General features: G+C 69.9%; 21 protein-coding genes. 7 read left to right on the top strand and 14 right to left on the bottom strand.

Going from position 1 to position 23030, the window contains the following annotated elements; translation table 11 throughout:
• Positions 1-16: 16 nt before the first annotated feature.
• The 3 genes from ACX9TP_RS20885 to ACX9TP_RS20875 all read right to left on the bottom strand — a co-directional run bounded on the left by ACX9TP_RS20885 (position 17) and on the right by ACX9TP_RS20875 (position 3162).
• The gene (locus ACX9TP_RS20885) at positions 17-646 is read right to left on the bottom strand and encodes a hypothetical protein (RefSeq protein WP_482981481.1); all 630 of its coding nucleotides are present in this window, start codon (positions 644-646) and stop codon (positions 17-19) included.
• Positions 643-1062, bottom strand: coding sequence for a DUF4189 domain-containing protein (locus tag ACX9TP_RS20880; protein ID WP_482981480.1), 420 nt, complete (start codon positions 1060-1062; stop codon positions 643-645). The genes ACX9TP_RS20885 and ACX9TP_RS20880 overlap by 4 nt, the downstream gene beginning before the upstream one ends.
• Before the next feature lie 63 nt (positions 1063-1125).
• Entirely contained in the window at positions 1126-3162 is a 2037-nt protein-coding gene (locus ACX9TP_RS20875; RefSeq protein WP_482981479.1) for a hypothetical protein, read from the bottom strand.
• Between the two features lie 210 nt (positions 3163-3372).
• Between ACX9TP_RS20875 and ACX9TP_RS20870 the strand changes: the two genes are divergently transcribed.
• Positions 3373-4938 carry a DUF2079 domain-containing protein gene (locus tag ACX9TP_RS20870; RefSeq protein ID WP_482981478.1) on the top strand — a complete coding sequence of 522 codons (1566 nt, stop codon included), beginning with the start codon at positions 3373-3375 and terminating at the stop codon, positions 4936-4938.
• A gap of 481 nt (positions 4939-5419) precedes the next feature.
• Here ACX9TP_RS20870 and ACX9TP_RS20865 read toward each other — a convergent pair whose 3' ends face one another.
• Positions 5420-6679, bottom strand: coding sequence for a hypothetical protein (locus ACX9TP_RS20865; protein WP_482981477.1), 1260 nt, complete (start codon positions 6677-6679; stop codon positions 5420-5422).
• A 414-nt stretch (positions 6680-7093) separates the two neighbouring features.
• Here ACX9TP_RS20865 and ACX9TP_RS20860 point away from each other — a divergent pair, with 414 nt between their 5' ends.
• Positions 7094-7354 (top strand): FruA-associating protein, FapA, encoded by a 261-nt coding sequence (locus ACX9TP_RS20860; protein ID WP_482981476.1) that lies wholly within the window; start codon positions 7094-7096, stop codon positions 7352-7354.
• A 16-nt stretch (positions 7355-7370) separates the two neighbouring features.
• On the opposite strand, the gene ACX9TP_RS20855 is transcribed toward ACX9TP_RS20860, so the two are convergent.
• From ACX9TP_RS20855 to ACX9TP_RS20835, 5 genes are all read right to left on the bottom strand, one after another.
• Positions 7371-8369, bottom strand: coding sequence for a hypothetical protein (locus tag ACX9TP_RS20855; RefSeq protein WP_482981475.1), 999 nt, complete (start codon positions 8367-8369; stop codon positions 7371-7373).
• Positions 8370-8441: 72 nt separating this feature from the next.
• Positions 8442-8642, bottom strand: coding sequence for a DUF3565 domain-containing protein (locus tag ACX9TP_RS20850; RefSeq protein WP_482981474.1), 201 nt, complete (start codon positions 8640-8642; stop codon positions 8442-8444).
• A gap of 103 nt (positions 8643-8745) precedes the next feature.
• Positions 8746-9519 carry a hypothetical protein gene (locus ACX9TP_RS20845; protein ID WP_482981473.1) on the bottom strand — a complete coding sequence of 258 codons (774 nt, stop codon included), beginning with the start codon at positions 9517-9519 and terminating at the stop codon, positions 8746-8748.
• 162 nt (positions 9520-9681) lie between these two features.
• The gene (locus ACX9TP_RS20840) at positions 9682-10683 is read right to left on the bottom strand and encodes a metallophosphoesterase (protein ID WP_482981472.1); all 1002 of its coding nucleotides are present in this window, start codon (positions 10681-10683) and stop codon (positions 9682-9684) included.
• A gap of 312 nt (positions 10684-10995) precedes the next feature.
• Positions 10996-11964, bottom strand: a complete 969-nt coding sequence (locus ACX9TP_RS20835) for a deoxyhypusine synthase family protein (RefSeq protein ID WP_482981471.1) — start codon at positions 11962-11964, stop codon at positions 10996-10998.
• Positions 11965-12181: 217 nt separating this feature from the next.
• Between ACX9TP_RS20835 and ACX9TP_RS20830 the strand changes: the two genes are divergently transcribed.
• From ACX9TP_RS20830 to ACX9TP_RS20810, 5 genes are all read left to right on the top strand, one after another.
• The gene (locus tag ACX9TP_RS20830) at positions 12182-12583 is read left to right on the top strand and encodes a hypothetical protein (protein WP_482981470.1); all 402 of its coding nucleotides are present in this window, start codon (positions 12182-12184) and stop codon (positions 12581-12583) included.
• A 109-nt stretch (positions 12584-12692) separates the two neighbouring features.
• Entirely contained in the window at positions 12693-12848 is a 156-nt protein-coding gene (locus tag ACX9TP_RS20825) for a hypothetical protein (protein WP_482981469.1), read from the top strand.
• Positions 12849-12949: 101 nt separating this feature from the next.
• Positions 12950-14476, top strand: coding sequence for a hypothetical protein (locus tag ACX9TP_RS20820; protein ID WP_482981468.1), 1527 nt, complete (start codon positions 12950-12952; stop codon positions 14474-14476).
• Between the two features lie 130 nt (positions 14477-14606).
• Positions 14607-14966 carry a DUF1428 domain-containing protein gene (locus ACX9TP_RS20815; RefSeq protein WP_482981467.1) on the top strand — a complete coding sequence of 120 codons (360 nt, stop codon included), beginning with the start codon at positions 14607-14609 and terminating at the stop codon, positions 14964-14966.
• Positions 14967-15147: 181 nt separating this feature from the next.
• On the top strand, positions 15148-15552 hold the full coding sequence (locus tag ACX9TP_RS20810) for a PilZ domain-containing protein (protein WP_482981466.1): 405 nt from the start codon (positions 15148-15150) through the stop codon (positions 15550-15552).
• Positions 15553-15570: 18 nt separating this feature from the next.
• On the opposite strand, the gene ACX9TP_RS20805 is transcribed toward ACX9TP_RS20810, so the two are convergent.
• The 5 genes from ACX9TP_RS20805 to ACX9TP_RS20785 form a co-directional block, all read right to left on the bottom strand.
• Positions 15571-16386 (bottom strand): hypothetical protein, encoded by an 816-nt coding sequence (locus ACX9TP_RS20805; protein ID WP_482981465.1) that lies wholly within the window; start codon positions 16384-16386, stop codon positions 15571-15573.
• A gap of 222 nt (positions 16387-16608) precedes the next feature.
• The gene (locus ACX9TP_RS20800) at positions 16609-18051 is read right to left on the bottom strand and encodes an FAD-binding oxidoreductase (protein ID WP_482981464.1); all 1443 of its coding nucleotides are present in this window, start codon (positions 18049-18051) and stop codon (positions 16609-16611) included.
• Positions 18052-18053: 2 nt separating this feature from the next.
• Positions 18054-19841: an ABC transporter ATP-binding protein gene (locus tag ACX9TP_RS20795; RefSeq protein WP_482981463.1), complete on the bottom strand. Its 1788-nt coding sequence runs from the start codon at positions 19839-19841 to the stop codon at positions 18054-18056.
• Positions 19842-19942: 101 nt separating this feature from the next.
• Positions 19943-22828, bottom strand: coding sequence for a type 2 lanthipeptide synthetase LanM family protein (locus ACX9TP_RS20790; protein ID WP_482981462.1), 2886 nt, complete (start codon positions 22826-22828; stop codon positions 19943-19945).
• A 3-nt stretch (positions 22829-22831) separates the two neighbouring features.
• Complete coding sequence (locus tag ACX9TP_RS20785) at positions 22832-22990, bottom strand: DUF6229 family protein (protein ID WP_482981461.1); 159 nt, start codon at positions 22988-22990, stop codon at positions 22832-22834.
• Between the last annotated feature and the right edge of the window lie 40 nt (positions 22991-23030).

Below are 23030 nucleotides of genomic sequence, written 5' to 3'. Positions count from 1 at the left end.
GACCGGCGCGACGCGCTCACGAAACGACCACGTTGAGCACGCGCACCACCTGCTGCCAGTCTCCGTGCACGCGCCGCTCGCCCTTGAGACTCACCCGCACGTTGCCGCCGCCGTCGCCAGTCACCTCGAGCATCAGTCGGCCGTGGCGGTCGACAGTCGTCCTCACGTTGGCGATGCCCGGCCGGTCGACCTCGACATTGACCGCGCGCCACCGGTCGTCCTCGTGAGCGGTCCTGGAGAACTCCGGCCCGAGGAAGACGCTGAGCTGCGCCCGGCGCACCTGTCCGCGCTCGAGCGCATAGGCCCTGGGAATCTCGCGGACGTCGGGACTCGGCCGCAACACACGGACCGCCGCCGAGTGCTCGAAGGGCAGCCCTTCCTCGCGCAGCTCGCTGCCAACCACGATTCGCCGGTATGTCCCGGTGAACGTCACCCGCGCCTCTCCGTGGTGCCGGCCGTCGATGCACAGTCTGTTGAGGTTGGTATCGAACCGGGCCTGGGCGACCTCGGGAGGCTCGACGCGCACCGTCGAGCTCTTGACCGCGCGGCGGACCTGGATGCAGGTCGTCTGCCCGACTTCAATCGTTCTTCGCTCCTGCGCGGCCGCCGAGCCAGCCATCAAGACGAGAAGGAGTGCGCACCTCATCGCGAGCTCCCCTCTGCATGCTCCGCCGCCTCGCCGAACCGGTCATTCCAGCCGATGCGCGGCCAGCCGCACTTCCCGGCATCGCTGCTGTTGCACTTCTGGACCGCCGACACGTACGCGTCCTCGGTGCTCGACGCGCCACACGACGCGCCGAGAGCCCGCGTGTGCCCGCCCGCCTTCCGGCTGAACGAGATGGCGCCGAAGCCGGGGCCGTCGCAAGAGACGTGGACCTGGCAGGCACGCCGCGTGCGCCGCTGGCACGACTTCAGCGCGGCGCGCTCCGCTGCTTCCTGGGTCGGCTGGTTGAAGCTGTAGCCGTACGTCATGTCGTCGGCCATGGCGACCGCGCTCGCCGCCTGCGCGGGGCTGGTTGCCACCAACAGTGTCGCAATCACCAGGCTTCGTCGGGCGCTCATCGTGTCCCCTCCTCGTGTCTCGACTTCTACGCTCGAAGCCGAGGAAGGTTTTTCCCGTGATTCTCAGGGTGATGCGGGAACGACCGTCCACGCGCGCTCGACGGTCGCCGAGCCCCAGGTGAGGCGAACGGTCGAGCTTCCCGGCGCGATGCCCTCCAGACACAGGCCGTCGGAGAAGGACTTCCGGCTGAACACCAGCGAGTCACCGCTGAGCGCCACGCGCGGTCGGGTGGGAGGCTTCCCGAGAATCACCACGCCGCCCACTCCCAGTGGAGCGAGCGCCGCCACGCACTTCGCCGTGCCCGCGGACAGGGTCTGCGCCTCCAGGCCCCGGATGTCCGTGATGGCCATGGCATCTCGCACCTGGATGGTCAGGGTGTCCGCCCCGAGGGCAGACGACACGGTCAGCGTGTGCGGCACCGCCCCGGAGGCCAGGGCATCGGGAGCGCTCACGCTGGAGCGGGCCTCGGGGGTGTCGGTCGCGACGCGCAGCGGGGCGATGCCATGGAGCACGGTGCCACTCGCGCGCGTGTAGCTCGCCGCCACCGTCGCCTTCGAGTGGACGAACAGCTCCACCGAGGCTGTCCGCTGCGCCGGACTCCCGGCCTCGGTGCGCAGGGTATAGGCGATGCGGTCCACCTTCCGGGCTTCGACGTCGAGCTCGCCTTTGTCGTCGAGGTTGTCGGCGCGGAAGCTCAAGCCGTGCGTGCCCTCGGCCAGGGGCTTCACGGTCATCACCATTTTGGAGCCCACGCAGGTCCCGCCCTGGAGGGCCAGGCCCGCGCTCGGCCCGGGCGGGAAGACCGTCCAATCCCACGCGGGGTCCTGCTGGAAGGTGAGCTTCTGCGGCGGCCCCAGGGAGATGGGCACCGGCGACAAGCCCAGCTCCAGCGAGAGCAGGAGCTTCGTCGTGAGCCCCACCCCTACGAGCTCGTCCTCGCCCAGCACCCCTCCGTCGGGAGTGGGGTCGCGATGCTCGATGCGCCAGTCGGAGTCGATGTAGCAGTCCCCATCCAGGAACCAGGGGTACTCGCACCTTCCGTCGGAGACACTGCTGGGACATTCGCCGCCGCGAAGAATCTCCGCCACGAGCTCCGTCCCCCCATCCGGAATCACCGACCCGAGAACGGGGGGAGGGCCTTCCTCCACGCCGCCCGCGGAGAACGAGCGCGTCAGGCCACGCCCATCTCCGAGCCGCGCGTCCACGTCGCACGTCTCCCGGCCCACCAGCTCGAACCGGAAGGCACGGCCCGCGAGGCCGAGGGACAGCGGGCCGGCAATCTCCACGCCCGACAGGACCGGCGCACACTGCTCCCCCGTCACAGTCACATTCGCCTTCACACCGCGGTCATGGATACAGACGGAGTGCCCTCCCGCCGTGGTCCCCAGGACGATGGCCCGCGGCTGCTTCGCGCGTGCGGGCTCCTCGGTCAACGTGAGGTCCAGCAGCTCCGGGGCGTAGACGAGGAACTCCAGGGTGTCACCGCCCACGAGCGCCCAGGAGTACCTTCCGGGCTCGGCGGGTGCGAGGGCCTCGCCCTTCCCGTCCACCTGCTGCTTCAGCACGAAGCCCGGCGCATCGACCAGCGAGAGGTCGCCCACCGTCAGCGACGTGTCTCCAGCGCTCGCATGGAGGTCGAAGTTGAAGCGGCTGCCCGCGGGGACCGGATGGACGGCTCGATAGCCGAACTCGTCGCAGTGGACGGAGACCCGCGTGTCCGTGACGGTCATCGCCTGGAACCAGGCCTCCACGGTGTGGGAAGTGCCGCGCGGGTCGAGGTATTCGACGGTGAGCTTCCCCCTTCCCTCGGCCTTCGCCCTCATGCGGATGAGCGCGGCGCCGGCCTCGACCCGTTGCTCCCCGAGCTCGATGCGGTCACCTGACATGGAGACGCTGACCAGCGTCGCGACGTCCTCGTCCGGGCAGACCCTCAGCGGAGGGGCGCCCACGAGGCACTCGCCAACGGACACGAGCACCTCCGCGCCCACGGGGAAGGTGAGGACCGGGACGTCGTCCTCCTCGTTCCCCGGGCCCGCGCGGCCACAGCCCACGGCCGAGAACACCAAGGCTAGCAGGAGCACACAGGCGGGACGGAGCATGCACCCACTCTATGCGCACCCGGACCGGAAAGCCGAGACCAGGGGCTCATCCACTGCACGTCGACGTCCATCCGGCGGCTCGTCTGATTCAACTGCCCTTGCGGTGTTGTTCGGGCCCTGGGAACGGAACTGCGCACGAAACCTTCGGCGTGGGCGACCCGAGAAGGGGCGCCACTCTCAGCGGAGATTCCTGGTAGGAACGACGTCCCGATGCGACGTCTCCCCGCCTTCACCCCCCTCGCATTCCTCGCCGCCTTCCTGGCCGTGCCTCTCGCGTGGCTCGCGGGTGTCTTCGTCTTCGATGCAGCCCGTATCGCCGGAGGCCTGGTGCTGCTCGGGCTGATTGCGAGCCCACGGCTGCGCCGCCTCGGTCCCCTGGAGCTCCCGCGTTCCCACCGGCTCGTCATCGCCGGGGTCGCGGTGTTCTACGTGCTCATGATGCTCGCCCACCAGCTCGCCAAGGTGCGGCTGGGGCGTCATGGCATCGACTTCGCCATCTTCACCCAGGTGGTGGACAGCATGGCCCGGCGGGGCGCGCCGCTCTCCTCCCTCATCGGTCCCGAGTGGCGCAACTTCCTCTGGCACCACTTCGTGCCCGTGCTCTACCTGCCCGCCGCGCTCACCGCCGCCGGCCTCTCCGCAGCCACGGCCGCCATCCTCGTCCACGTCGCCGGGGTCGCGGTGGCGTTCCTCTCGCTCCACCTCATCATGCGACAGGTGGGCGTCCCGCCCACGGGCGCCATCACCCTGCTGCTCGTCGCGATGCTCAGTCCCGTCCTCCGCCCGGAGCTCTTCTGGGGCATCCATGACGAGACGTACGCGCTGCCCTTCATCGGGCTCACCTTCCTCTTCTGGCTCCGGGGGCGCTTCATCGCCTCCGCCGTGGTCCTCTGCCTGAGCGCCAGCTGCAAGGAGAGCCTCTTCCTCTTCATGGTGTCCTTCTCGGGCGTGGCCATCCTCGCCCATGATTCCTTTCATTCCGCCGAGACCGCACCCGCGGCGCGCCGGGCCTATGGCGTGACGGCGCTGCTGGGGGCTCTCGGTTTCGCTGGCTATTTCTTTCTCCAGCCTCTTCTCGTGGGCAAGCACTTCGACCACCTGGACAAGCTCGCGACCCTGGACACGCTGTTCTCTCCCTCCGTCCTGGGCCGCAAGCTCCTCTTCACCGCGGTCCTCCTCCTGCCGTCCCTGGGCCTGGGCCTCTTCACCCGGCGCGGTCGTGCAGTGCTCGCCACCGCGCTCCCATTCCTCGCAATCGTCTGGGCCGCCGGCTACCCGGAGATGTATCGCCCCCTCGGCTACTACAGCATCCTCACCGGGTTCATCTCCTTCATCGCCGCCGCGGTCTCGCTGGTGGACCTGGCGCCTCGCTGGAGGCAGCTCGCCCTGTCCGCGCCCGTGCTGCTCCTGCTCGGCTGGCTCTCGCTCTCTCTCGCGACCCACCTCCCATCGCGCGACGTTCCCCGCGCCTGGCGCGATGACTCGCGAGAGGCCTCGCACCTGGACTGGATTCCCGAGCACGCCCGCGTCATCGTCGATCCCGCGGCCGCGGTGGCGCTGCTTCGCACCGCGCACCCCCTGCGGCTCTACCAGGTGGGCCAGCTGGAGCAGCCCCCCGAGTTCGACTACCTCGTGTTCAATCCAGACGGCTGGGAGTCGCTCCCGCCTTCGCTCGAGCAACGAACCGAGCCCTGTCATCCCTCCGGCGGATGGCAGGTGCGGTGCCCGAAAACCACACGTCCCCCCGCCTCCCGGTCGGGCACGTCCGGCGAGTAGGGAGCCCGCTGCACCCAGCGCTCCGGCGTTTCCTCACTGAAGCGCGTCCACGCGTTCGCGTCGACGGCCCTCGCCCTGGAAGGGCGTCCGCGGCCCCCTCGCCTCGCGGCGCTGCCGTCCGGCGGCCGGGGCTCCCGCACGGCTCCGGAGGAAATCGCCATCGTCAGGCCCTCCCATTGCCATTGCGCTGACGAAGCGCTTCCTCGCCGTCTACGGTGAGGAGTGGAACGTCGAGTGTGAGCACGGCGGCGCGCGCTCCGTGTACCCCTGTGGCCCTTGCGTCCACGACGCTCCTGGACTGCGAGGACATCTAGGGACGCGGAGCATGAGCAGGGGAAGGACAGGCGCCCCATGGTGCGTCGCGGGAGGTGGCCCTCGTGCCGGGGCCACCTCCCGCAGCTCCCACTTCAAACCCCGGGTGCTGCATTCGCCGACGGGGCGCATGGAAGCGCCTGAATTCATCCCTCGAAGCGGCTTCCCTCTACGGAAGCCGCCGGAGGACGAACAAGCCGCCGCTCGACTTCGTGCCCCCGATGAAGAGTCCGGCCGCGCTCGTCGACGCCGCGTTTCCGATCTCCGACCAGCTCTCGTCCGGGTCGAGCGTCGCCGGCCCCGACCAGACCCCCGCCGACGAACGCTCCACCGCCACCAGCGAGCTCTCGTCGAAGTCGTTCCCCGGGTTGATCCAGTCCTCGAAGTGATACTGGCGCACCGCGAGCAACACCAGCCCGCTCCCCGGCCGCTGCGCGACCACGGGCAGATAATGATCAACCGATTCGATCGACGACTCCGTTTCCTCGTAATAGGAGGCCAGCCCCGGAGTCGGCTCCTGGATGAACGACCCGGTGGTGCTCATCCGATACAGGCGCAGCGGACTGTCCGTGGTCACCCACAACGTCCCGTCGACCCAGGCCGACATCTGCCCGGACGGGAATCCCAACTGCACCGTGAGCCTCGGACCGAGCGGGCCTGCCCCCTGATTGGCGAGCCGCCGCGCGTAGATTCCATCCGGAGCCCGGTACGTCACCCAGATGGCATCCGGAGCAATCACCAGACTCGTGCTGCGCCAGGTCAGGGTCCGCGACGCGGCGTCGAGCGTATGGACCGCGCCGGAGCAACCGGCCGCGAAATCATACGAGGACAGTCGGTACTGCCCGGGGGTGAGGTTGTCGCCGTCGTTCCAGGTGTACCAGACCCGCCCCTGGCCATCGACGTCGGCGCTGACGTCATTGACCATCCCCACCGGGGTGATGCGCGTCCAGGCGCTCCATGCGAATCCATTCCAGCGCTTCGCGAAGAGCGCGTACAGCTGGCCGTCCGCGTCGAGGATGGTGCGTGAATACCGGGCGGTGATGACCACCACCACCGGCGCCGCGCCGAGCGAGCTCTTGTTGGCGGAACCCACGAAGACCCGCCCCATCACCTCCGCGGTGCGGCCGTTGTAGGTCGGCAGTCCCCCGTCGATGCGTGCCGGCGCGGACCAGGAGCCGCCCTGCAGCGTGCGGAAGAAGACGCCGGCGCCCGTGTACCCCGGGAGATAGTCTCGGGAGACCACAGCCGCGCTGCCGTCATCGAACGCCTTCATGTGGCTCCATGACGCGAGCGCGGAGCCATCATCGAGCAGCGTCTGCCACGTCTGCGCTCCGGCCTCGCCGGGCAGGAACACCGCGAGCCCGAGCAGCAGGGCGGCGAGCGAAATCCGCGCGGACACTCGTTTGATTCGACCCATCGAAGAGAACATGTTTCCTCCGTGTCAGCTGAAATCGGCGAATCCCAGTGAAACGGGGAATCGACGAACGCGGCAACGTAGCACAGGGCGCCCCTCAGCCTGCGCACTCCCAGGACACCTCGAGCGGCGCATCTCCTGGCGAGGCCACCCAGGCCGCGTGAGGGGCCTGCGTGTCATTGGCGAGAGCAACACCAGGGTCGTCGTGAGCGACCTCCAGCGCGCACACCGGGAGCTGTGACGAGAGGACTTTTCTGGAGTTCTGGAACTTGAATTCCCCGGGAAGGAGGTGCCCTCGGAGAGGATGGAACTGTCAGCGAGTGCTCAGCACCTACCGACCCATTGCCCGGGAGGTCAGATGCTGGCCCTGACGGCCATGGCAAACATCCGCCCATGCACGCGACCCATGAGCAGGTAGGAATTGAGGAGATGACGTCGGCCGACCTCGCAGCGCTGGAGACCTGGGACCCGACCCAGGAGGAGCTCTCTCCGGGCACGGCGGCACGGCTGTGGTTGCAGACCAGCCTCCGCCTCACCCGGGCCCAGAAAGAGCTCCATGATGCCATCTTCACCCACGATGGCAGCGACGAGAGCCTCGACCGCTATGCCAGCGCGCGGGCGGAGCTCGACTCGGCGGAGGCCTGGGCCCTGCGTGTCGCCAAGACGCATCCCCGGCGCAACCAGGGCTGACGGGCCTCCTGCCCCATCACCGGCTGCCCTCGGCCGACATGTACAGGTCATTGGGATGGGGAATGATGGACCGGGAGGGGTCGAAGACAGCCTCCTCCTCGTCCATGACGGTGAAGGTCCAGAGCACCGCCACGTCCTCACGCGCAATCCCCTGCCCCGCGACCCGGTCGAGCACGGGGGCGTAGCGCAGGCGCAGGGCCTCCAGGGCCCTCGCCCCTGCGTCCGTCAGCCCGGCGACGGTGCTCTGTCCGGCGCCGTCCACGAGCGGCGTCGTCGAGCGGACCCGTTGCCAGGAGAGGCTCGCGGCGAGAAGCAGCCCCTGCTCGTCCCTCAGTCCCGAGGCGCCACCCACCAGGACCACGACATACCGCGCACCCTTCGGCCAGCCCTCGGGCTGCGGCGGGAAGATGCTGATGCGCAGCGTGTCCGGGTTGTAGCCGATGCTGTGCTGGGATTGGCTGGTGGGCCCTTCGAGCTGGATGACCCGGACGCTGGACTCGTTGACGCTGCCGGGGTCCAGCCGCGCCGAGGCGATGGCGGCGGGGACGGATGACACCAGGAAGCCATTGAGGGAGTTGAGGTAGTCGCGCGTGAATGCACGCTCAGCGGGGGAGGTGTCCGGCGACAGCGGCAGGTTCAGCCGGCCGGCGTCGGAGTCGAGGTACACGTCATTGATGTCGGGAAAGAGGGGCCGCGCGCCGAGCGGCTCGAAGAGGATGGTGGTGGTCCCCGTGGGGATGCCCGCGTCCGTGCCCGCGTCACCTGCCCCGCCGTCCGGCACGGGGGCAGGCGCCTCGCAGACACCCTCGTCACAGGTGTCACCGGCGCGGCACGTCTGACAGGCAGCCCCGCCCGTGCCGCAGGCGGAGACGCGGCTCCCGAGCAGGCAGACGCCGGCGCTGCAGCAGCCTTCACACGTCATGGGGCCGCACGACGAGGTCTCCGGAGGCTTCGAAGGCTCGGAGCACGCGGCCACAAGCAGGAGCACCAGGGCCGCGAATGTGGAGAAACGCATGGAAGGAATCCCTCTGGGCAGGTGCATCCGGGGGAGGCCCCACCCTACTCCAGGATGAAGAGCTCGATGTCCTCATCCCGCTCGCCCCGCCTCGTCACAGCGCTTGCAATCGAGCTCGACTCCCAGACGGCTGCGCCGCCCCTCCTCCGTGAGGACCCACGGGCGCAGCGTCCAGGGCGGGGCATGGCGCATGTGCTGCGGGTGGCCACATTCGAGGTCGGCGACCCAGTGTCCCTCCTGGTCGAGATGGAAGCCTGTGATTCTCTGCTTCATCTCACCCACGCCATGCAAATCAGGCGGCCCCCGCGGGGTGGCGCGCTTCGCGCCCATCCGAGGCAGGGCCCGGAACGGAGCGGTCCCGCGATTCGACTCGCAATCACACAGGCCGTCCAGGCTGTCCAATCAGATAGGTAATGACCATCCCCTGCGCGCGATGAACCCCACTGCGCCAGCGGTACCCGTTGGCGTCGAGCCCCTTCGTCAGCTTCTCCAGGTCCGCCGGAGCATAGGTCCGCAGCGAGGACACCACGCCATCCCAGAGGATGAGCAGGGGAAGGATGGGCAGCAGGTAGGTGAGCACCAGGCGCCACCAGCGTGTCGGGCGGATGAGCGGGGTGAAGCCCCACACGAGCGGCACGACGAGCAGGCACTGGACGAGGATGTATGGCAACGAGCGCTGGGTGAGCTCGAAGGCGGCGAAGGGAACCTCGCGCGCGACGGCATCCGAGAGGAGGGCACGGGCCTGCTCCGGCGGGAAGTGGTGCAGCCCCTCGAAGAGGGTCCTCACCCCCTTCAGCTCCTCCGGGATGCGCGTGGCGTCGACCGGGGTGTCGCGGTAGTGCACGCCGGGAGGCAGCTCCTGCCCCGGGACGGGATGGAGGTCGGTGAGCGTCACCTCGGCCCCGCCGTGCACCGCCCGCAGCGCCGGCAGCAGGGTGCGCCACGGCCCCCCCGAGCCCGAGCAGAGGTCGATGATCCGGTCCGTGCCCGCCGCGCGGAGCAATTCCGCCAGTTGCGGCGCCACACGGTCATAGGGCCGCATGCGGTCGAGCACGATGCGCAGGTAGTCGACTTCGCCACGGCGCAGCAGCCTGGGCAGCCACGGCTGGTCGAGGAACTCGAAGAGCTGCAGTCTGGGAATGAGGGGCATCGAGCCAAGGATAGAAGCGGCTCGTGCCCCCGGGCCCTCAATCCCGTGCACGACTCAGTGAAGGGCGGCTACGAATCCATAAGTTCCAGGCACGTCACCCTCTCGGCACCCGGCACCCGCGCCACGACCTGTCGCCTCCAGGCGCCCCTTCCCGCCTGACCTTCAGCGCGGGCTCGCCTCGCGCCGGGCCGGCTGTGGCACCGCGGCCGGCTCGGGAACCTGGACGGAGGGGCTCGGCGCGGGGGCCTTGGGAATGAGCAGCGGCACGCGGCCCTCGGGATACAGGGCCGTGAGCCGGTCGCCCCGTAGCTCCAGCGCCGCCAGGTGGTGGCCGTACCCGGTGCTCAGCCCCGTGTCGATGAACACCACCCGCCCCCCGAAGCGCATGCGGATGCGCCCGTCCTGGGTCGTCGTGTGTCCCATCACCATCCGCTTCGCGCCCAGCTGGCCCAGCACCTTCGTGAGCCCGGCCTCCCACTTCGCCTCGTCATCCAGCGCGTAGCCGCGGAACCACAGCGGCCCATTCCGGGCCGTTGCCCCTCCGGGAGGCTGGCCCGGAGTCAGGTCCTGCCGCACCCAGCGGTTGATGCCCTCCAGCGTCGTCTCCGGCAGGTCCGGCGCAAGCCCCCCGTGCAGGAAGAGCGTGTCGTTGATGCGCACCACGGCGGCGTGCGTGCGCAGCCAGCGGCCATAGCGTCCCTCGGGGCCGTAGGCCGCCTGGTGCCCCTGCGTTCCATGGGGCGCGCCCGGCGCGTCCGGCGCGGGGCTCTGGTCCGCGAACGAGGCCCGCTCGCCCGGGGCGACGTAGCGCAGGTCCCCCATCATGTTCATCACCTCGTGGTTGCCCAGCAGTGCGTGGACCCGGCCCCCCGCCTTGCGCGCCTCGACCTCCAGGCGCATGAGCAGCTCGTAGGCCTCGCGCGTCTGCTCGCCGCGGTCCGGGATGTCCCCCGTCTGCACCAGGTGTGTCTTGCCACCCGTCCAGTGGCCCTGGGCGTCGATGAGCCCGGCCAGCTTCAGCACGTCGCGCAGCGCGCCTGCATCCCCATGGACGTCTCCCACGGCGACGATGCGCTCCACGCCCTGGAAGGCGTACGGCTCCGTGCGAGGCGCGGCGGCCAGGAGGACGGGACACAGCAGGAGGCAGAGCAAGGCAGGACGCACGGGGTGTTCCTCGGCACGACGTTGAAGCTGACGCGGCGGAGCCTAGTCCACGTCCCCTCCCCCTCCACCACCCGAGCCGCCCCGGCCCAGGCCGGAAATGCAAAAGAATTGGCGCCTCCACGTCCCTCCAGGAGCCGCAGCAGCCGGGAACCCTTCTTGAAAGAGGGTTCCAGGACACGACGACGGCCGACACCCGCTTCTTCGTGGGCGCCACGGCCGACTCCAGGAATGGCTTCGGAGTGCGCTTCGGAGCCGCCGTCAGGTCCTGACCCGGCTCCGAGCGCCCCTTCGTTGGCCGTTGCCGGCAACGGCTCACTCGCCGAGGACGTAGGCGAAGATGAGCGGCGCGACGATGGACGCGTCGCTCTCCACGACGAACTTCGGCGTGTCGATGCCGAGCTTGCCCCAGGTGATCTTCTCGTTGGGCACGGCGCCGGAGTACGAGCCGTAGCTCGTCGTCGAGTCGCTGATCTGGCAGAAGTACGCCCACAGCGGGACGCCCTCGCGCCGGAGGTCCTGGTGCAGCATGGGCACCACGCAGATGGGGAAGTCCCCGGCGATGCCGCCGCCAATCTGGAAGAAGCCGATGGGCGCGCGTGGGGCGGTCTCCGTGTACCAGCCCGCGAGCGTGGTCATGTATTCGATGCCGCTGCGGACGGTGTGGACGTTCTTCACGTCTCCGGCGATGCAGTGGCCCGCGTACATGTTGCCCAGCGTGGAGTCCTCCCAGCCCGGCACCCAGATGGGGAGGTCCTTCTCGCAGGCCGCGAGCAACCAGCTGTTGCGGGCGTCGATCTGATAGCTGCTGGCCAGCTTGCCGCCACGGAGCACGCGGTAGAGGAACTCATGCGGGAAGTGCCGGCGTCCGTCCCGGTCCGCCGAGAGCCACTCCTCCAGGATGACGGCCTCGATGCGGCGCATGGCCTCCATCTCCGGGATGCAGGTATCCGTCACCCGGTTCATGTGCCGTTCGAGCAGCGCCTGTTCGTCCTTCGGCGTGAGGTCCCGGTAGTGCGGGACTCGCTCGTAGAAGGCATGCGCGACGAGGTTGAAGATGTCCTCCTCCAGGTTCGCCCCCGTGCAGCAGATGGCGTGGACCTTGTCGCGGCGGATCAACTCCGCCAGAGAGATGCCCAGTTCCGCCGTGCTCATCGCACCCGCGAGCGTGACGAGCATCTTGCCGCCGGCCTCCACGTGCCGGACGTAGCCGTCGGCCGCGTCGACCAGTGCCGCTGCGTTGAAGTGCTTGAAGTGGGTCCGGCAGAAGTCCCTGATGTTCAAGAGGTCAGCTCCCGGCGACGAGGGGTCGGCGTGGGGGCTGTCGCCAGGGCGCACCACACCGAACGCTCTACGGCCCGAGGACGGGCCGCCATCGAAGCGCCGGGTGGCTGCAGCGGGAGCCGTTGTAACCAGCACGAATGTTTGTCGCAAGCGGGACTGGCGCAGCCCGGAGCCATGGATTGCGACGGCTCCCGCGCCCGCGTATATGCGGAGCACCATGTCGCTGGTCCTGCGCATCTTCACGCTCGCACTCCTGCTCGGTTGGCAGGCTGTTGCCGTCGGGGCGAGCGGGCCTGCGCACTTCTGCCAGAAGCAGGTCGAGAAGCGCTCCGCCGAATGCCACTGTCCCCACGGTGAGCTGAAGGCGGAGCAGGCCCGGCACAGTCAGCCGACGCTGCGGATGGACTGCTGCGACGAGCCGGGCTGGACGTTGCCCGCACCGACTTTCGCGGACACCTCCAGCCACTCCTACCTGGTGGCGCCCCCGGTGGGCCTGCCTCCGACATGGCTGAGCGTCGCTCCTCCCCGGGGTGGGCGCCTCCCGTCACTCGCGCTCTGGGAGCAGCCTCGCGCCCAGGGCCCACCTGTCTTCCTCCGCATCCGCTCGCTCCTGATCTGAGTGCTCCCGGCGCACGCCTGGACCCGGCTCCCTCGTCATGTCCCGAGGAGGCCCGGGGCCCCGTCAGCCGTATCGCATTCACATCCTCATGCTGTCTCAGGAGTGCCGGATGAACCTGTTCTTCGAAGTCCTTGTTGGCGTCGTGTTGATGACCCTGCTCATCGTCGTGCTGGGGCCCGCCTTGTGGAGCTCACGGCTCAGCATCACGGAGAAGCAGAAGCAGTGGGAGCAGCAGGGCAAGAAGCGCCCCGGGCCCGGTGACTGAGGCGCCTTCGTCTTCCTGCAGCGCACGTGCGCCCCGGAGGGACGCCGCTGGTACTCTCGGGACAAACCGTCCCCTCACCAGCGGCACCTCCAGGGAGAACCATGTTCCTGCTGCGACTCACGCCTTCACGTGCGCCGGCCCTCGCGCTGACCGGACTGCTGTCGCTCGGGGTGCTCGCCGGATGTGGCCTGGAAGGCGCCGAAGCCGGCGCCGCGGCGAGCGCGCCCGAAGCCACCGCGCGGGCCTCCTCGCTCGTCACCCTCGGCGGAGACACGTCCTGTGCCTGGGGAGGCCCGGACTGCAACCCGTGCGTCCCCGACGTGCCCGCCCGCTTCAATCAACTCAGGGACCACGGCGAGGTGCTCGGCATCTCCCCGGGGACGTTCACCTTCAACGTCGCCTACCCGGGCAGCAACCACTGGCAGGGCATCCAGCGCCTGCCGCTCGACTCCGGCCGCTACTTCGTCCTGTCCAAGCGGGATGGCAGCTCCGGCGGCAACGTGGGCCACCTGGTCCACATGGCCACCCGCAACGGTGACGGGCTGCGCTTTCGCTCCAACCGGCTGTCCACCAGCATTGCCCAGCCCGAGGACACCCCTCCGCCGGGAGCGGACCGCGCGGTGACGGCGCTGCCGGTGCTCGGCGGCTACGTCCATGGCGGCGGCATGCAGGCGGTGGGCAACCTCGTCGCGCTCCCCATGGAAGAGGGCCCCGGGGCCGGGCGCATCGCGCTCTACGACTACAACGCCTCCCTGAACCCGAGCCCCTTGGCCTACGTCTACGGCAGCACCGCGAACGCGGGGACCGCGTCCCTCTCCAAGCTGTCCGATGGGCGCTACCTGCTGCTCCTCGGGCAGCACGACGCCAGGTCGCTCGAGGTCTTCTTCTCCACGGAGAGCAACCTCCGCTCCGGCACCAACCAGTGGCTCCGCGCGGACCAGTGGTACGACTGGGAGCTGGCCTCCGGCGAGTGGGGTGCCTTCCAGAACCTCAACCTCGTCACCGACTGCAAGGACTCGCGGCTCTACCTGGTGGGCACGCGGCTGGGCGGGCTCCGGTGGGGCGCCGTCAGCGACGACCATGCGCACCTCTACCGGGTGAACCTCGACGGCCACCTGCGGCTCGAGCACGTCGCGTCGAAGCACCTGTACTGCAGCAACGACGGCTCGCGGCAGTGCAACCTCGACGCGGCCGGAGGCGTCTTCGTCGACGCGGACCGCAACCTCCTCCTCTACGCCACCGAGCATGCCGATGACGGCCCCGCTGGCGCGGTGAAGCTGGTGGAGTTCCGCAACACCTGGGCGGACGCCCGGTGCGGCGCCGACATCTCGCACGCCTACGTCGACTTCTACGACGACTCCGACTTCAGCGACCGGGGCTTCATCTACGACTACGCGGACCGCGACTTGAAGAACTGGGGCAGCTTTCACAGCATCGACGCCTTCAACGACAAGGCCTCGGCCGTCCGCTGGTGCATCCCGCCCGGCTGGCGCGTCAGGCTCCACGGCGACTCGAACTACGCGGGCAGCTACAAGGACCTCATTGGCGATGGGACCCTTCGCGAGGTCAACCTGAACAGCTGGAGCTTCGGAGACAAGGTTTCATCCGCGCGCTGGCTGGCGTTCTGAGCGGGCCGGTGCGCGTGAGCATCGGTCGGGTATCACACGGACGCCCGAGGCCAGGGATGACGGCTGACCGCGACAGGCGCTTGGATTGCCTCCACACCTGACTACCGCTGATTCCGAGCGTGGAGGACGTATGCCCTATGTCGATGGTTTCGTCGTGCCGGTTCCCACCAAGAACATGGCCGCCTACCGCACCATGTCGCGCAAGGCGGGCAAGCTGTGGCGCGAGCACGGCGCGCTCGCCTACTTCGAGTGCGTCGGCGACGACGTCAAGCCCGGCAAGCTCACCTCCTTCCCGCAGAGCGTCAAGCTGAAGCCCGGAGAGACGGTGGTGTTCTCCTGGATCGTCTACAAGTCGCGCGCCGAGCGAAACCGCATCAACAAGAAGGTCATGGCCGATCCCCGCCTCTCGAAGATGATGGACCCCAAGGCCTCACCCTTCGACAGCAAGCGGATGATCTTCGGCGGGTTCAAGGTGATGATCGAGCTCTGACGCCCGGCCATTCCCTGCCCTGGCGCATCCGTGGGAGACGGATGCGCCAAACAGGCAAGACACCTGCCGGTACGTGAAGAGTGTTGGACGGTGGAAACCGGGCGCCGCTGTGTTCCAGGATTGACTATCGGCTTCTCAGAATCGCATCAATCGCAAGCAGTGTCTGGCAATCATTCCAACCATGCCAGCCAGACACGAGCAGATTGACCGCCGCTCCTTCCCGCGTCTCCAGGCTCCGCTGTACTCGCGCCCGGCGCGGTGGCAGTTCGGTTCAACCCGACAGGTGCTGGACGTCAGCCGGAGCGGCGCCCGCATCTACTCCGACGAGTTCCATGCGGAGGGCAGCCAGCTGGAGCTGGAGCTCTTCCTGCCGGATGCCGCCTCGCTGGAGTGCAGGGCACGCGTGGTCTGGACGTCGAAGCTCCCGCCGGGCGCCGTCGCCCGCTACGAGGTGGGGCTGGCCTTCCTGGACGCGCCGCCCGCCATGTGGAGCCGGCTCCAGCCGCTGCTCGTCCCCGACGACGCGCATGAACAAGAGCCTGGGCCCCTCCTGGGGTTCCAGGCCCTTGAACCTTCAGCGTCCTGAAGCGCGGGCCACGCGCGGCTACTTCGCCGTGGTGAACGACTCGTTCACGATGGTGAAGTCCTTCCCGCCAGACGTCACGTCGATGCCCGAGAAGCTGGTGTACGGGTAGGCACCGGCGCCAATCTGCTCGACGAACTCGATCTGGTCGCCGACGAGCTCCTGGCCGTCGAGGTCGATCCTGAACGTGCCCTCTCCGACACGCGTCCTCCAGACGCAGGCGCCCTCGTCGTTCTCGGCCGCGCCGCGACCGGACCACTTCATCGGGAAGAAGTGATACCGGACGGCGAACTCGTCCATGATGTACACGAAGCCGAAGATGTCGGTGACGATGACGATGCGATCCGCCGTCCCGCCGGTGCTGCTCCCCTGGAGCACTCCGTCACGGTAGACGTTCACCCTGTGCGCGGAGCCCCCCGGGGTGCCGGTGAAGTGCGGCGTCAGGATGATGTGATTCGGCTCGTCGCCCGTTTCGACTCGAAGCGTGCTGACCACCTGGTCGCCATCCCGCGCGGCCAGCGCGTAGTTGAGCTGACCGGCGCCGGTGTCCAGCCCCGTCCGGCGCCTCCAGCTCACGGCCCCGTCGAAGTTGGCGGCGACACCGTCGCTCGCGGCGTCCTCGAGCCCCGAGACATGGAGCCCCTCCTCGCTGGGGCTCAGGCTCGCGTTGCCCGTCGCGCAGTGGGTGATGCCCTCGAACTGATTCACACACTGCGTGCTCGCCTTCGCCTCCTGGGTGCTCAGGGGCGCCGAGGACGGGGACTCGTCACCCTGGCAACCTGCGACGGTGCTCAGGAGCACGGCCGCGAACAGACGACCTGCCATCAGCTTCTGCATGTTCCACCTCTTGTGTGCGGGGATGTGGCGGGAGCCACGGCCCGAACGCGTGGCGCGCCGGGCCCGCCGCCCCTGTGCACTGGCCGCGCCAGCAGGTGGAGGTGCGCTCTCTTCTTTCCTCGTCAGACGAGAAAGACATGTGCAGAGGTCGAAGCGTGTAGCGCTCGCCGTCACATGACCCGTCTGGCTGTAGCGCTTCCCGTCACAAGCAGACGGACACGCTCACGGCGGGGAGAGCGTCTGGGCATGGCAGAAGACGTTCTCCGGGTCGTACTTCTGCTTGATGCGCTGGAGTCTGGGATTGTGGCTTCCGTAGTAGGCACGGCGGAAGGCATCCAGGCGCGCGTCCGCGTAGCCTTGATAGACATGCCCGTTGGCGTGTGGGAGCACCGTCATCCACGAGGCATCCACCCACCCGCGGGCGTGCTCGCGCAGGGCGTCCACGGACCGCGAGCCCACGGTGGCGGTGTGGCGGATGAGCATGCGCGCATGGCGGTGGAGGAAGCTGGAGGAGCCATCGGAGAGCGCATAGGCCCCGCCCCAGGGAATGAGCTCCAGCTCCCGGAACTGCGCGTAGCGGCGGTCCGCCTGGAATTGCTCCACACACGCCCGGATGGACTCCGTGTCCAATGGCTCATCGAAGAAGCTGGAGCGGGTGAACTGGTAGCCGGTGGATTGGTAGGGAAGGCTCGGCATCCAGGCCGGTGCCGTTTCATGGTCCAACAGCCCGACCAGGTACTCCGCCGCCGCCGCGGGCGTGAGGCGCCACCTGCGCAGGTCCCCGGACAGCGGCCCCAGCCAGCGCTCCACTTCCGTCACGTGGCTGTCGACGCGCGCGCCACGCCCGAGGATGACGCCGAAGAGCTCCACGTAGCCCGGGGACTCGGGGTCGTCTGGCGCGACGAGCCCGAGCTCGAGATTCACGTCCGGGTCCGCGTCGGGGGCATGCTCCTGCCAGCGCGCCATCAGCTCGGCGGCCTCGCCCAGGTCCCAGCGGCCGTGGCAGACGGTGATTCCCTCCAGGGACTGGGTCCGCAGCGTCAGCTCGGTGACGATGCCGAAGCCGGAGGCGCCGGCGCCACGAAGCGCCCAGAAGAGGTCGTCCGCTTCGTCCCGGCTCGCATTGAGCACGCGGCCGTCCGCGCAGACCACCTGCAGGCGCTCGACGTGGTCCGTGGTGAGCCCGTAACGCCGGCCGAGGAAGCCGAAGCCACCGACGAGCGCGAGCCCGCCGATGGCGACCCGGGGACACCCTCCGGTGGGAAGGACGCGGCCCACGGCGGCCAGCCGCTGGCTGAGGTCGGCGGAGAGCGCGCCCGGTCCGACGACGGCGATACCCTTCGTCACCTCGACCTGGTTGAGCTCCGAGAGGTCGATGACGACCGGCTCACGCATGGACAGGTCCGCGAAGCAGTGCCCTCCACTCCGCACCGAGAAGGGCAGCTCGTGGTCGAGGAGGAACTCCAGCGTCCGCTGCACGTCCGAGGTGCTCCGGCAGCGGACCAGCGCCAGCGGAGTCGCGAGCGGCCGGCCCGCGGCGAACTGCTTGTTGGCGAGCAGCATCCGCTCGTCTCCCGGAAGCACCACCGCGCCCTGGAGGACTCCACGCAGCAGGGACCAGTCAACGTCCCGGCAGCGCGCTTCGGCTTCGGTCGAAGTCGTCATCTTCAGGGAGTATCGTCCTCCAGCCCGTGCAGTTTCGTCTGCAATCGATAGAGTTCGGCGTAGCGGCCGTCCAGCGCCATCAGCTCCTCGTGGCGGCCCTGCTCGACCACGGCCCCGCGCTCCAGGAAGTAGATGCGGTCGGCGTTGCGCACACTCGCCAGCCGGTGGGTGATGAGCAGCACGGTGCGCTCGCGGGCCAGCTGCCGGAGCGACTCGTAGACGGCATGCTCGGCCCGCGCGTCCAGGGGCGCCGTCGGCTCATCCCAGATGACCAGCGGGGCATCCCGGTACAGGCCCCGGGCCACGGCCAGCCGCTGCCACTGCCCGCCCGACAGGTCCTGCCCGCCCCGGAACTGGCGTGACAGGAGCGTCTCCCAGCCCTGTGGCAGGCCCTCGATGACCTCCAGCGCGCGCGCCTGCTCGGCGGACTGGAGCAGGACGCGCGAGTCGGGGTCCTCGCGCTGGTGCCGGCCGAGGCGGACGTTGTCCCTGGCGCTGCGAGGCCAGCGGATGGGGTCCTGCAGCACCATGACCACCCGGTCCGCGAGGCTGTCCGGCGCCAGGTCCCGCAGGTCCACACCGTCCCAGGTGATGCGGCCCGCCGTCGGCGGGTAGAGCCCGGCAATCAGCTTGGCCAGCGTCGTCTTGCCCGAGCCATTCTCGCCCACCAGCGCGATGCTCTGCCCAGCCTCGATGGTCAGCGACACGTCACGCAGCGCCAGCCGGCCCTCCTGCCCCGGATAATGGAAGCCGACGCCGTGCAGCTCGATGCGCCCCGGATTCTCCGGCGCCTTCAAACCGCCGGCGGGCCGCACGCGCCGCGAGGACTGCTCGAGAAACTCGCGATAGTCGCTGATGTACAGGCCCTTCTCGAACAGGCCGTGCGCCATCTGCATCAGCTGGGTGAGCGCCGTGCTCGCGCCGCGCACCGCGATGACCGCCGTGCCGACGATGGCCAGGTCCAGCCATTGCGCGTGGAGCATTCCCCCGAGCGCGACGAAGGTCGCCACCAGCCCGATGCTGGAGAGGAGCCGGCCCACCGCGCCCGCCCTCGCCTCGGCGACGCCCATGCGGACCAGGTGCTCCTGCAGCGCCACCGCGCTGCGCCGGTACTCGGACAGCACATAGTCCTGGGCCTGGTTGGTGCGAATCTCGGGCGCGCACTCCCGCTGGGTCGCCAGCTCCGCCATCATGTGGACCTGACGCGTGAGCGAGATGGTCGTCGGCATGCCGGCGTACTGGAGCCGCGCCGCATGGAGCGCCGCCCAGCCCTCGGGCAGCAGGGCCACCACCAGCAGGGGCAGCAGCAGCGGGTGGAGCCAGAGCAGCGCGAGCGCCGCGCCGCCCACCGAGAACGCGGCGCGGAACGCGTCGACGAGGCAGGTGGTGGCGCCCTCCATGTGCAACACGCCCCTGTCCCGGGCCCGGTGCAGCTGGTCGTAGAAGCAGGGGTCGTCGAAGGAGGACAGCTCCACCTGGAGGCTCGTCCGGAACAGCTCCTCCTCCGCCACCCGGAACACGCGGGGGACCAGGTTCGCCCGTGCCACGGAGGTGGCCGTCTCCAGCCCCAGGCGCGCCAGCTGCACGCCGCCCAGCAGGAGCAGCACCGGGAGCGCCGCCTGCACCCGCTCGGCCCCGGAGCCGTCGGCGAGGAGCTGGCCGAGCACGCGCGTGGTCAGCAGCAGCCCCCACGCGGTGGCGGCCCCGGCGAGCACCTGGGAGACGATGACCACGAGCGCGGACCGGGGCGCCGCGCGGCGCAGCACGGACAGCACCGGGTGGACGGCCATCGACACGCGCCGGACGAGCGCCCACAGGCCGTGCCCGGCCGGCGCGCCCGTGTCGATGCGCCAGTACGGTGTCTCCAGCTCGACCTGGGGTGCGTCCGCGCTCAGGCGTCGCCCCCGCCGACCGTCAGGATGGACGGCAATTCATTCTCCGGGTGGGTCCGCAGCAACTGGTAGACGACGCCGCCCAGGCCGGGCAGCAGGCCCGGGACGAAGGCCTCCCGCGCCATCCCACAGGTGGGCCCCCGCTCCTCGATGCTGGTGAGAATGGTGCCCAGGAGGTGCTCGCGCGTCAGGCCCTCGGGGCCCTCACCGGCGGCAATCGCGCGGTCCACCAGCTCCCAGGCGCCCAGGTCGCCGTGGCAGGCGCAGTGGTTCCACCCGATGCCCAGGCGCCACGTCGCCGCGGCGGCCCGGCGCAGCGTCAGCCGGGTGCGGGGGTGCTCCAGCCCGGGGTCGAGGTCGGCATGCGCCAGCCCGATGCCCACCGAGCCGTGGCACCACGCGGCCGCCGTCTTCAGCCCGTCCAGCAGGCGCAAATCCAGCCAGTTCTGCTCGCCTTCGTCGAAGAGCGCCTCCTCGAAGGCGAAGGCCGCCCGCGCCGTCTGCGCATGGCGGGGAGCGCCCGTCACGCGGGCGAGCCGGGTCAGCGCCCAGCCGATGCCGGTGACGCCGTGCGCGAAGCCCCCCACGCCCTCGGGCCAGCTCTGGTGGGACCAGTAGGCGCCATCGCCCTTGAGCCGCGCCAGGTCGCACAGCTGGTCTCCCAGCGTGCTCGCCAGCGCGAGGTGCCGCGCGTCCCCCGTCTTGCGCGCCAGCGCGAGGAGCGGGGCAATCGCGCCGGCCTTGCCCGAGAGCACGTCGTGGATGTCGTCGGCCGCGGCCGCCTCGGGGATGCTCTCGGCGAGCGCGGCGGCGCGCGCCACCCCGTCACCGGCGTCCATGCCCCACCCGGCCAGGACCAGCCGCGTCCAGAGCTGCGAGCCGAGGCCGATGTAGCCGCCCGGCGCCTGCGGCCGCAGCTTCACGCCCCGGCTGCGCTGCGCGCCGGGCCGGGCCTCGGCCAGGTCCAACGTGCGCAGCGTGGCCGCCAGGAGCGCCTCCAGGCCCGCCACCGGGTCCGCCCTGCCCGCCGCGGCCTCGCGCAGGTACGCGCCCAGCAGGAGCGCCACGCCGGAGCTGCCGCCGTACAGGTCCTGCTCCAGCGGCTGCACGGACCAGCCCGTGGGCCTGAAGATGGGGGCAATCCAGGTGACGGTGCCGTCCCCGCCGCGAATGGCGGTGGCGACGAGGTCGTTCATGATGCGCGCCGTGACTCGCCGGCGGGAGCGCTCGAGGCCGTCGGTCCGCACCCGCTCGGGCCGGCGCGACACTTCCTCGGGCCGCCAGCCGTCGTTGATGTAGGCGCTGACCAGCGCGGACTGGATGACGTTGCGCTCCAGCTTGAAGTCCGCGGTGCGCCAGTGCTCCAGCGCGGCGTCCACCAGGTTGCGGGGCGGCAGCCAGGACGTGCCACGGGGGCCTTCCAGCCGGCCCTCGGCGGCCACCGTGGTGAAGACGGGGATGTCTCCCTCGAGCAGCTCCTCGACCTCCGCCTCGATGACCGCCGGGTCGCCGGGCGCGGTGGACACGTTGGCGGCCATCTTCGCCAGCAACTCCCTGGCGCGCTGGCGTGGCGGCGCGGGCTTGTGCAGGGACACCGGGTGCCACAGCATCCGGGCCAGCTCGGAGTACACCTCGGTCGTCCGGGTGACGACGCGGATGCGGCAGCCGGAGAAGGGCTCCAGCAGGCTCCGGAGGCGTCCCTCCGTGTCCAGCCGCTTCAGCGTCCCGGTCATCTCGTCGAAGCTGGTGAGGACGTCGGGCCAGTACCGGGCCAGGGCCGGCTCCGGGCTGGGGTGGTTCTGGGAGACGGGGGCCTCGACGTGGGTGGCGCCGATGCGCGCCTCGTCGGTGCCCGCCTTGAGGACGCCCGGCTGCTGCAGGCGCGGCTGCTGCCCCGGCAGCATCCCCACGGCGGAGCTGTCCACGCCGCGCCACCCCAGGCCCTCGCCCCGTCCCGGCAACAGGCCGATGGACAGCACGGTGCCGGAGACCAGCTCCGCCGCGAGGTCCAGCGCCTGGCCCAGGCCCGAGGGATGGGGCGGAGGCTTCGGGGTGAAGAGCGTCTCGCAGTCCACGATGACGGGACTGCCGCCATGGGCGATGAGGTTCTCCGCGTGCAGGTCGCTGCCCCCGAGCAGCCGCATGATGGCGAGCCAGTGGCCGATGCCGCGGTAGAAGTCGAGCAGCTCCTCCCTTCCCGAGGCATGGCGGTGCGGGACGAACTCGGCCCAGCCATGGGTCTCTCGCAGCACCACCGAGGGAACGCGGATGCTCAAGGCGGCGCAGTGATGCTCGGCCAGCTCGGTGACGAACTGGCGCAGGGCGAGGTCGACGGCCAGCGACCGCGGCTTGTAGACAAGCCTCCCGCCCTCGCACTGGAGCAGCGAGACAGTCTGACCGCCGCAATGACTGTCACCCGCGCCGAAGCCGAGGCCCCGCAGCTCGCCGGGCGGCGCTCCGCACAGGGCGCCGAGGCTGGCGCGGTCGGCGGCCCAGCGCTCCGCGAAGCGCAGCGAGGCCGCGCAGCGGTTGCGGACAATCTTCTCGATGCGGGGGAGCAGCGTCGGATACGGGCCCGCGAGGCCGTCCCAGAAGTCACGCCGGGACGACAGCTCCAGGAATTGCGTCCAGCGCACCGCCGCGTCTTCGCCGCCGAGGCGTCCCGTCACCCGCGCGGCGTTCAGCTCCAGCACGAGCAGGCGGGTGAGCTTTCGGCCGAGGACGGAATAAAGCGAGTCACGCGTCGCGGCGGCGATGAGGCCGCGCTCGCCGCCAGAAAGACCAGTAACCCGCTCGAGCTGGGTTGCCAGCTCCTCCACGACGGGCAGGAGCAGGCAACCCAGGGATGCGGTGAAGTTACTGGCGCCTGTATCAGACGCCGCCACGGCTCAGCAGCACTGGAACGTCAGGGAGCCGGTACAGGCCGTGCCACACCGGCCGCTGATGGTCCCCGTTTCACAGATGATGTCCGCCTCCGTGAACTCGCCACCGATGAACAACGGACCCGCCGGGTTGTCCATGTCGGCGTCGTTGCGCCACTGTTCCACGAGATCGCTTCCCTGAGCAGCATTGTCCATAACGCTCTCC

It is taken from the genome of Pyxidicoccus sp. M15, from assembly GCF_056858435.1.
The sequence above is the reverse complement of the archived record's forward strand: the minus strand, read 5'-3'. Positions and strand labels throughout refer to the sequence as shown.

Bases quoted from the DNA above. Each gene is read 5' to 3' on its own strand.
- ACX9TP_RS20795 (WP_482981463.1), bottom strand. From the start codon at position 19,841: ATGGCCGTCCACCCGGTGCTGTCCGTGCTGCGCCGCGCGGCGCCCCGG.
- ACX9TP_RS20850 (WP_482981474.1), bottom strand. From the start codon at position 8,642: ATGAAGCAGAGAATCACAGGCTTCCATCTCGACCAGGAGGGACACTGG.
- ACX9TP_RS20815 (WP_482981467.1), top strand. From the start codon at position 14,607: ATGCCCTATGTCGATGGTTTCGTCGTGCCGGTTCCCACCAAGAACATG.
- ACX9TP_RS20800 (WP_482981464.1), bottom strand. From the start codon at position 18,051: ATGACGACTTCGACCGAAGCCGAAGCGCGCTGCCGGGACGTTGACTGG.
- ACX9TP_RS20805 (WP_482981465.1), bottom strand. From the start codon at position 16,386: ATGCAGAAGCTGATGGCAGGTCGTCTGTTCGCGGCCGTGCTCCTGAGC.
- ACX9TP_RS20860 (WP_482981476.1), top strand. From the start codon at position 7,094: ATGACGTCGGCCGACCTCGCAGCGCTGGAGACCTGGGACCCGACCCAG.
- ACX9TP_RS20865 (WP_482981477.1), bottom strand. From the start codon at position 6,679: ATGTTCTCTTCGATGGGTCGAATCAAACGAGTGTCCGCGCGGATTTCG.
- ACX9TP_RS20880 (WP_482981480.1), bottom strand. From the start codon at position 1,062: ATGAGCGCCCGACGAAGCCTGGTGATTGCGACACTGTTGGTGGCAACC.
- ACX9TP_RS20845 (WP_482981473.1), bottom strand. From the start codon at position 9,519: ATGCCCCTCATTCCCAGACTGCAGCTCTTCGAGTTCCTCGACCAGCCG.
- ACX9TP_RS20885 (WP_482981481.1), bottom strand. From the start codon at position 646: ATGAGGTGCGCACTCCTTCTCGTCTTGATGGCTGGCTCGGCGGCCGCG.
- ACX9TP_RS20825 (WP_482981469.1), top strand. From the start codon at position 12,693: ATGAACCTGTTCTTCGAAGTCCTTGTTGGCGTCGTGTTGATGACCCTG.
- ACX9TP_RS20830 (WP_482981470.1), top strand. From the start codon at position 12,182: ATGTCGCTGGTCCTGCGCATCTTCACGCTCGCACTCCTGCTCGGTTGG.
- ACX9TP_RS20875 (WP_482981479.1), bottom strand. From the start codon at position 3,162: ATGCTCCGTCCCGCCTGTGTGCTCCTGCTAGCCTTGGTGTTCTCGGCC.
- ACX9TP_RS20855 (WP_482981475.1), bottom strand. From the start codon at position 8,369: ATGCGTTTCTCCACATTCGCGGCCCTGGTGCTCCTGCTTGTGGCCGCG.
- ACX9TP_RS20870 (WP_482981478.1), top strand. From the start codon at position 3,373: ATGCGACGTCTCCCCGCCTTCACCCCCCTCGCATTCCTCGCCGCCTTC.
- ACX9TP_RS20810 (WP_482981466.1), top strand. From the start codon at position 15,148: ATGCCAGCCAGACACGAGCAGATTGACCGCCGCTCCTTCCCGCGTCTC.
- ACX9TP_RS20820 (WP_482981468.1), top strand. From the start codon at position 12,950: ATGTTCCTGCTGCGACTCACGCCTTCACGTGCGCCGGCCCTCGCGCTG.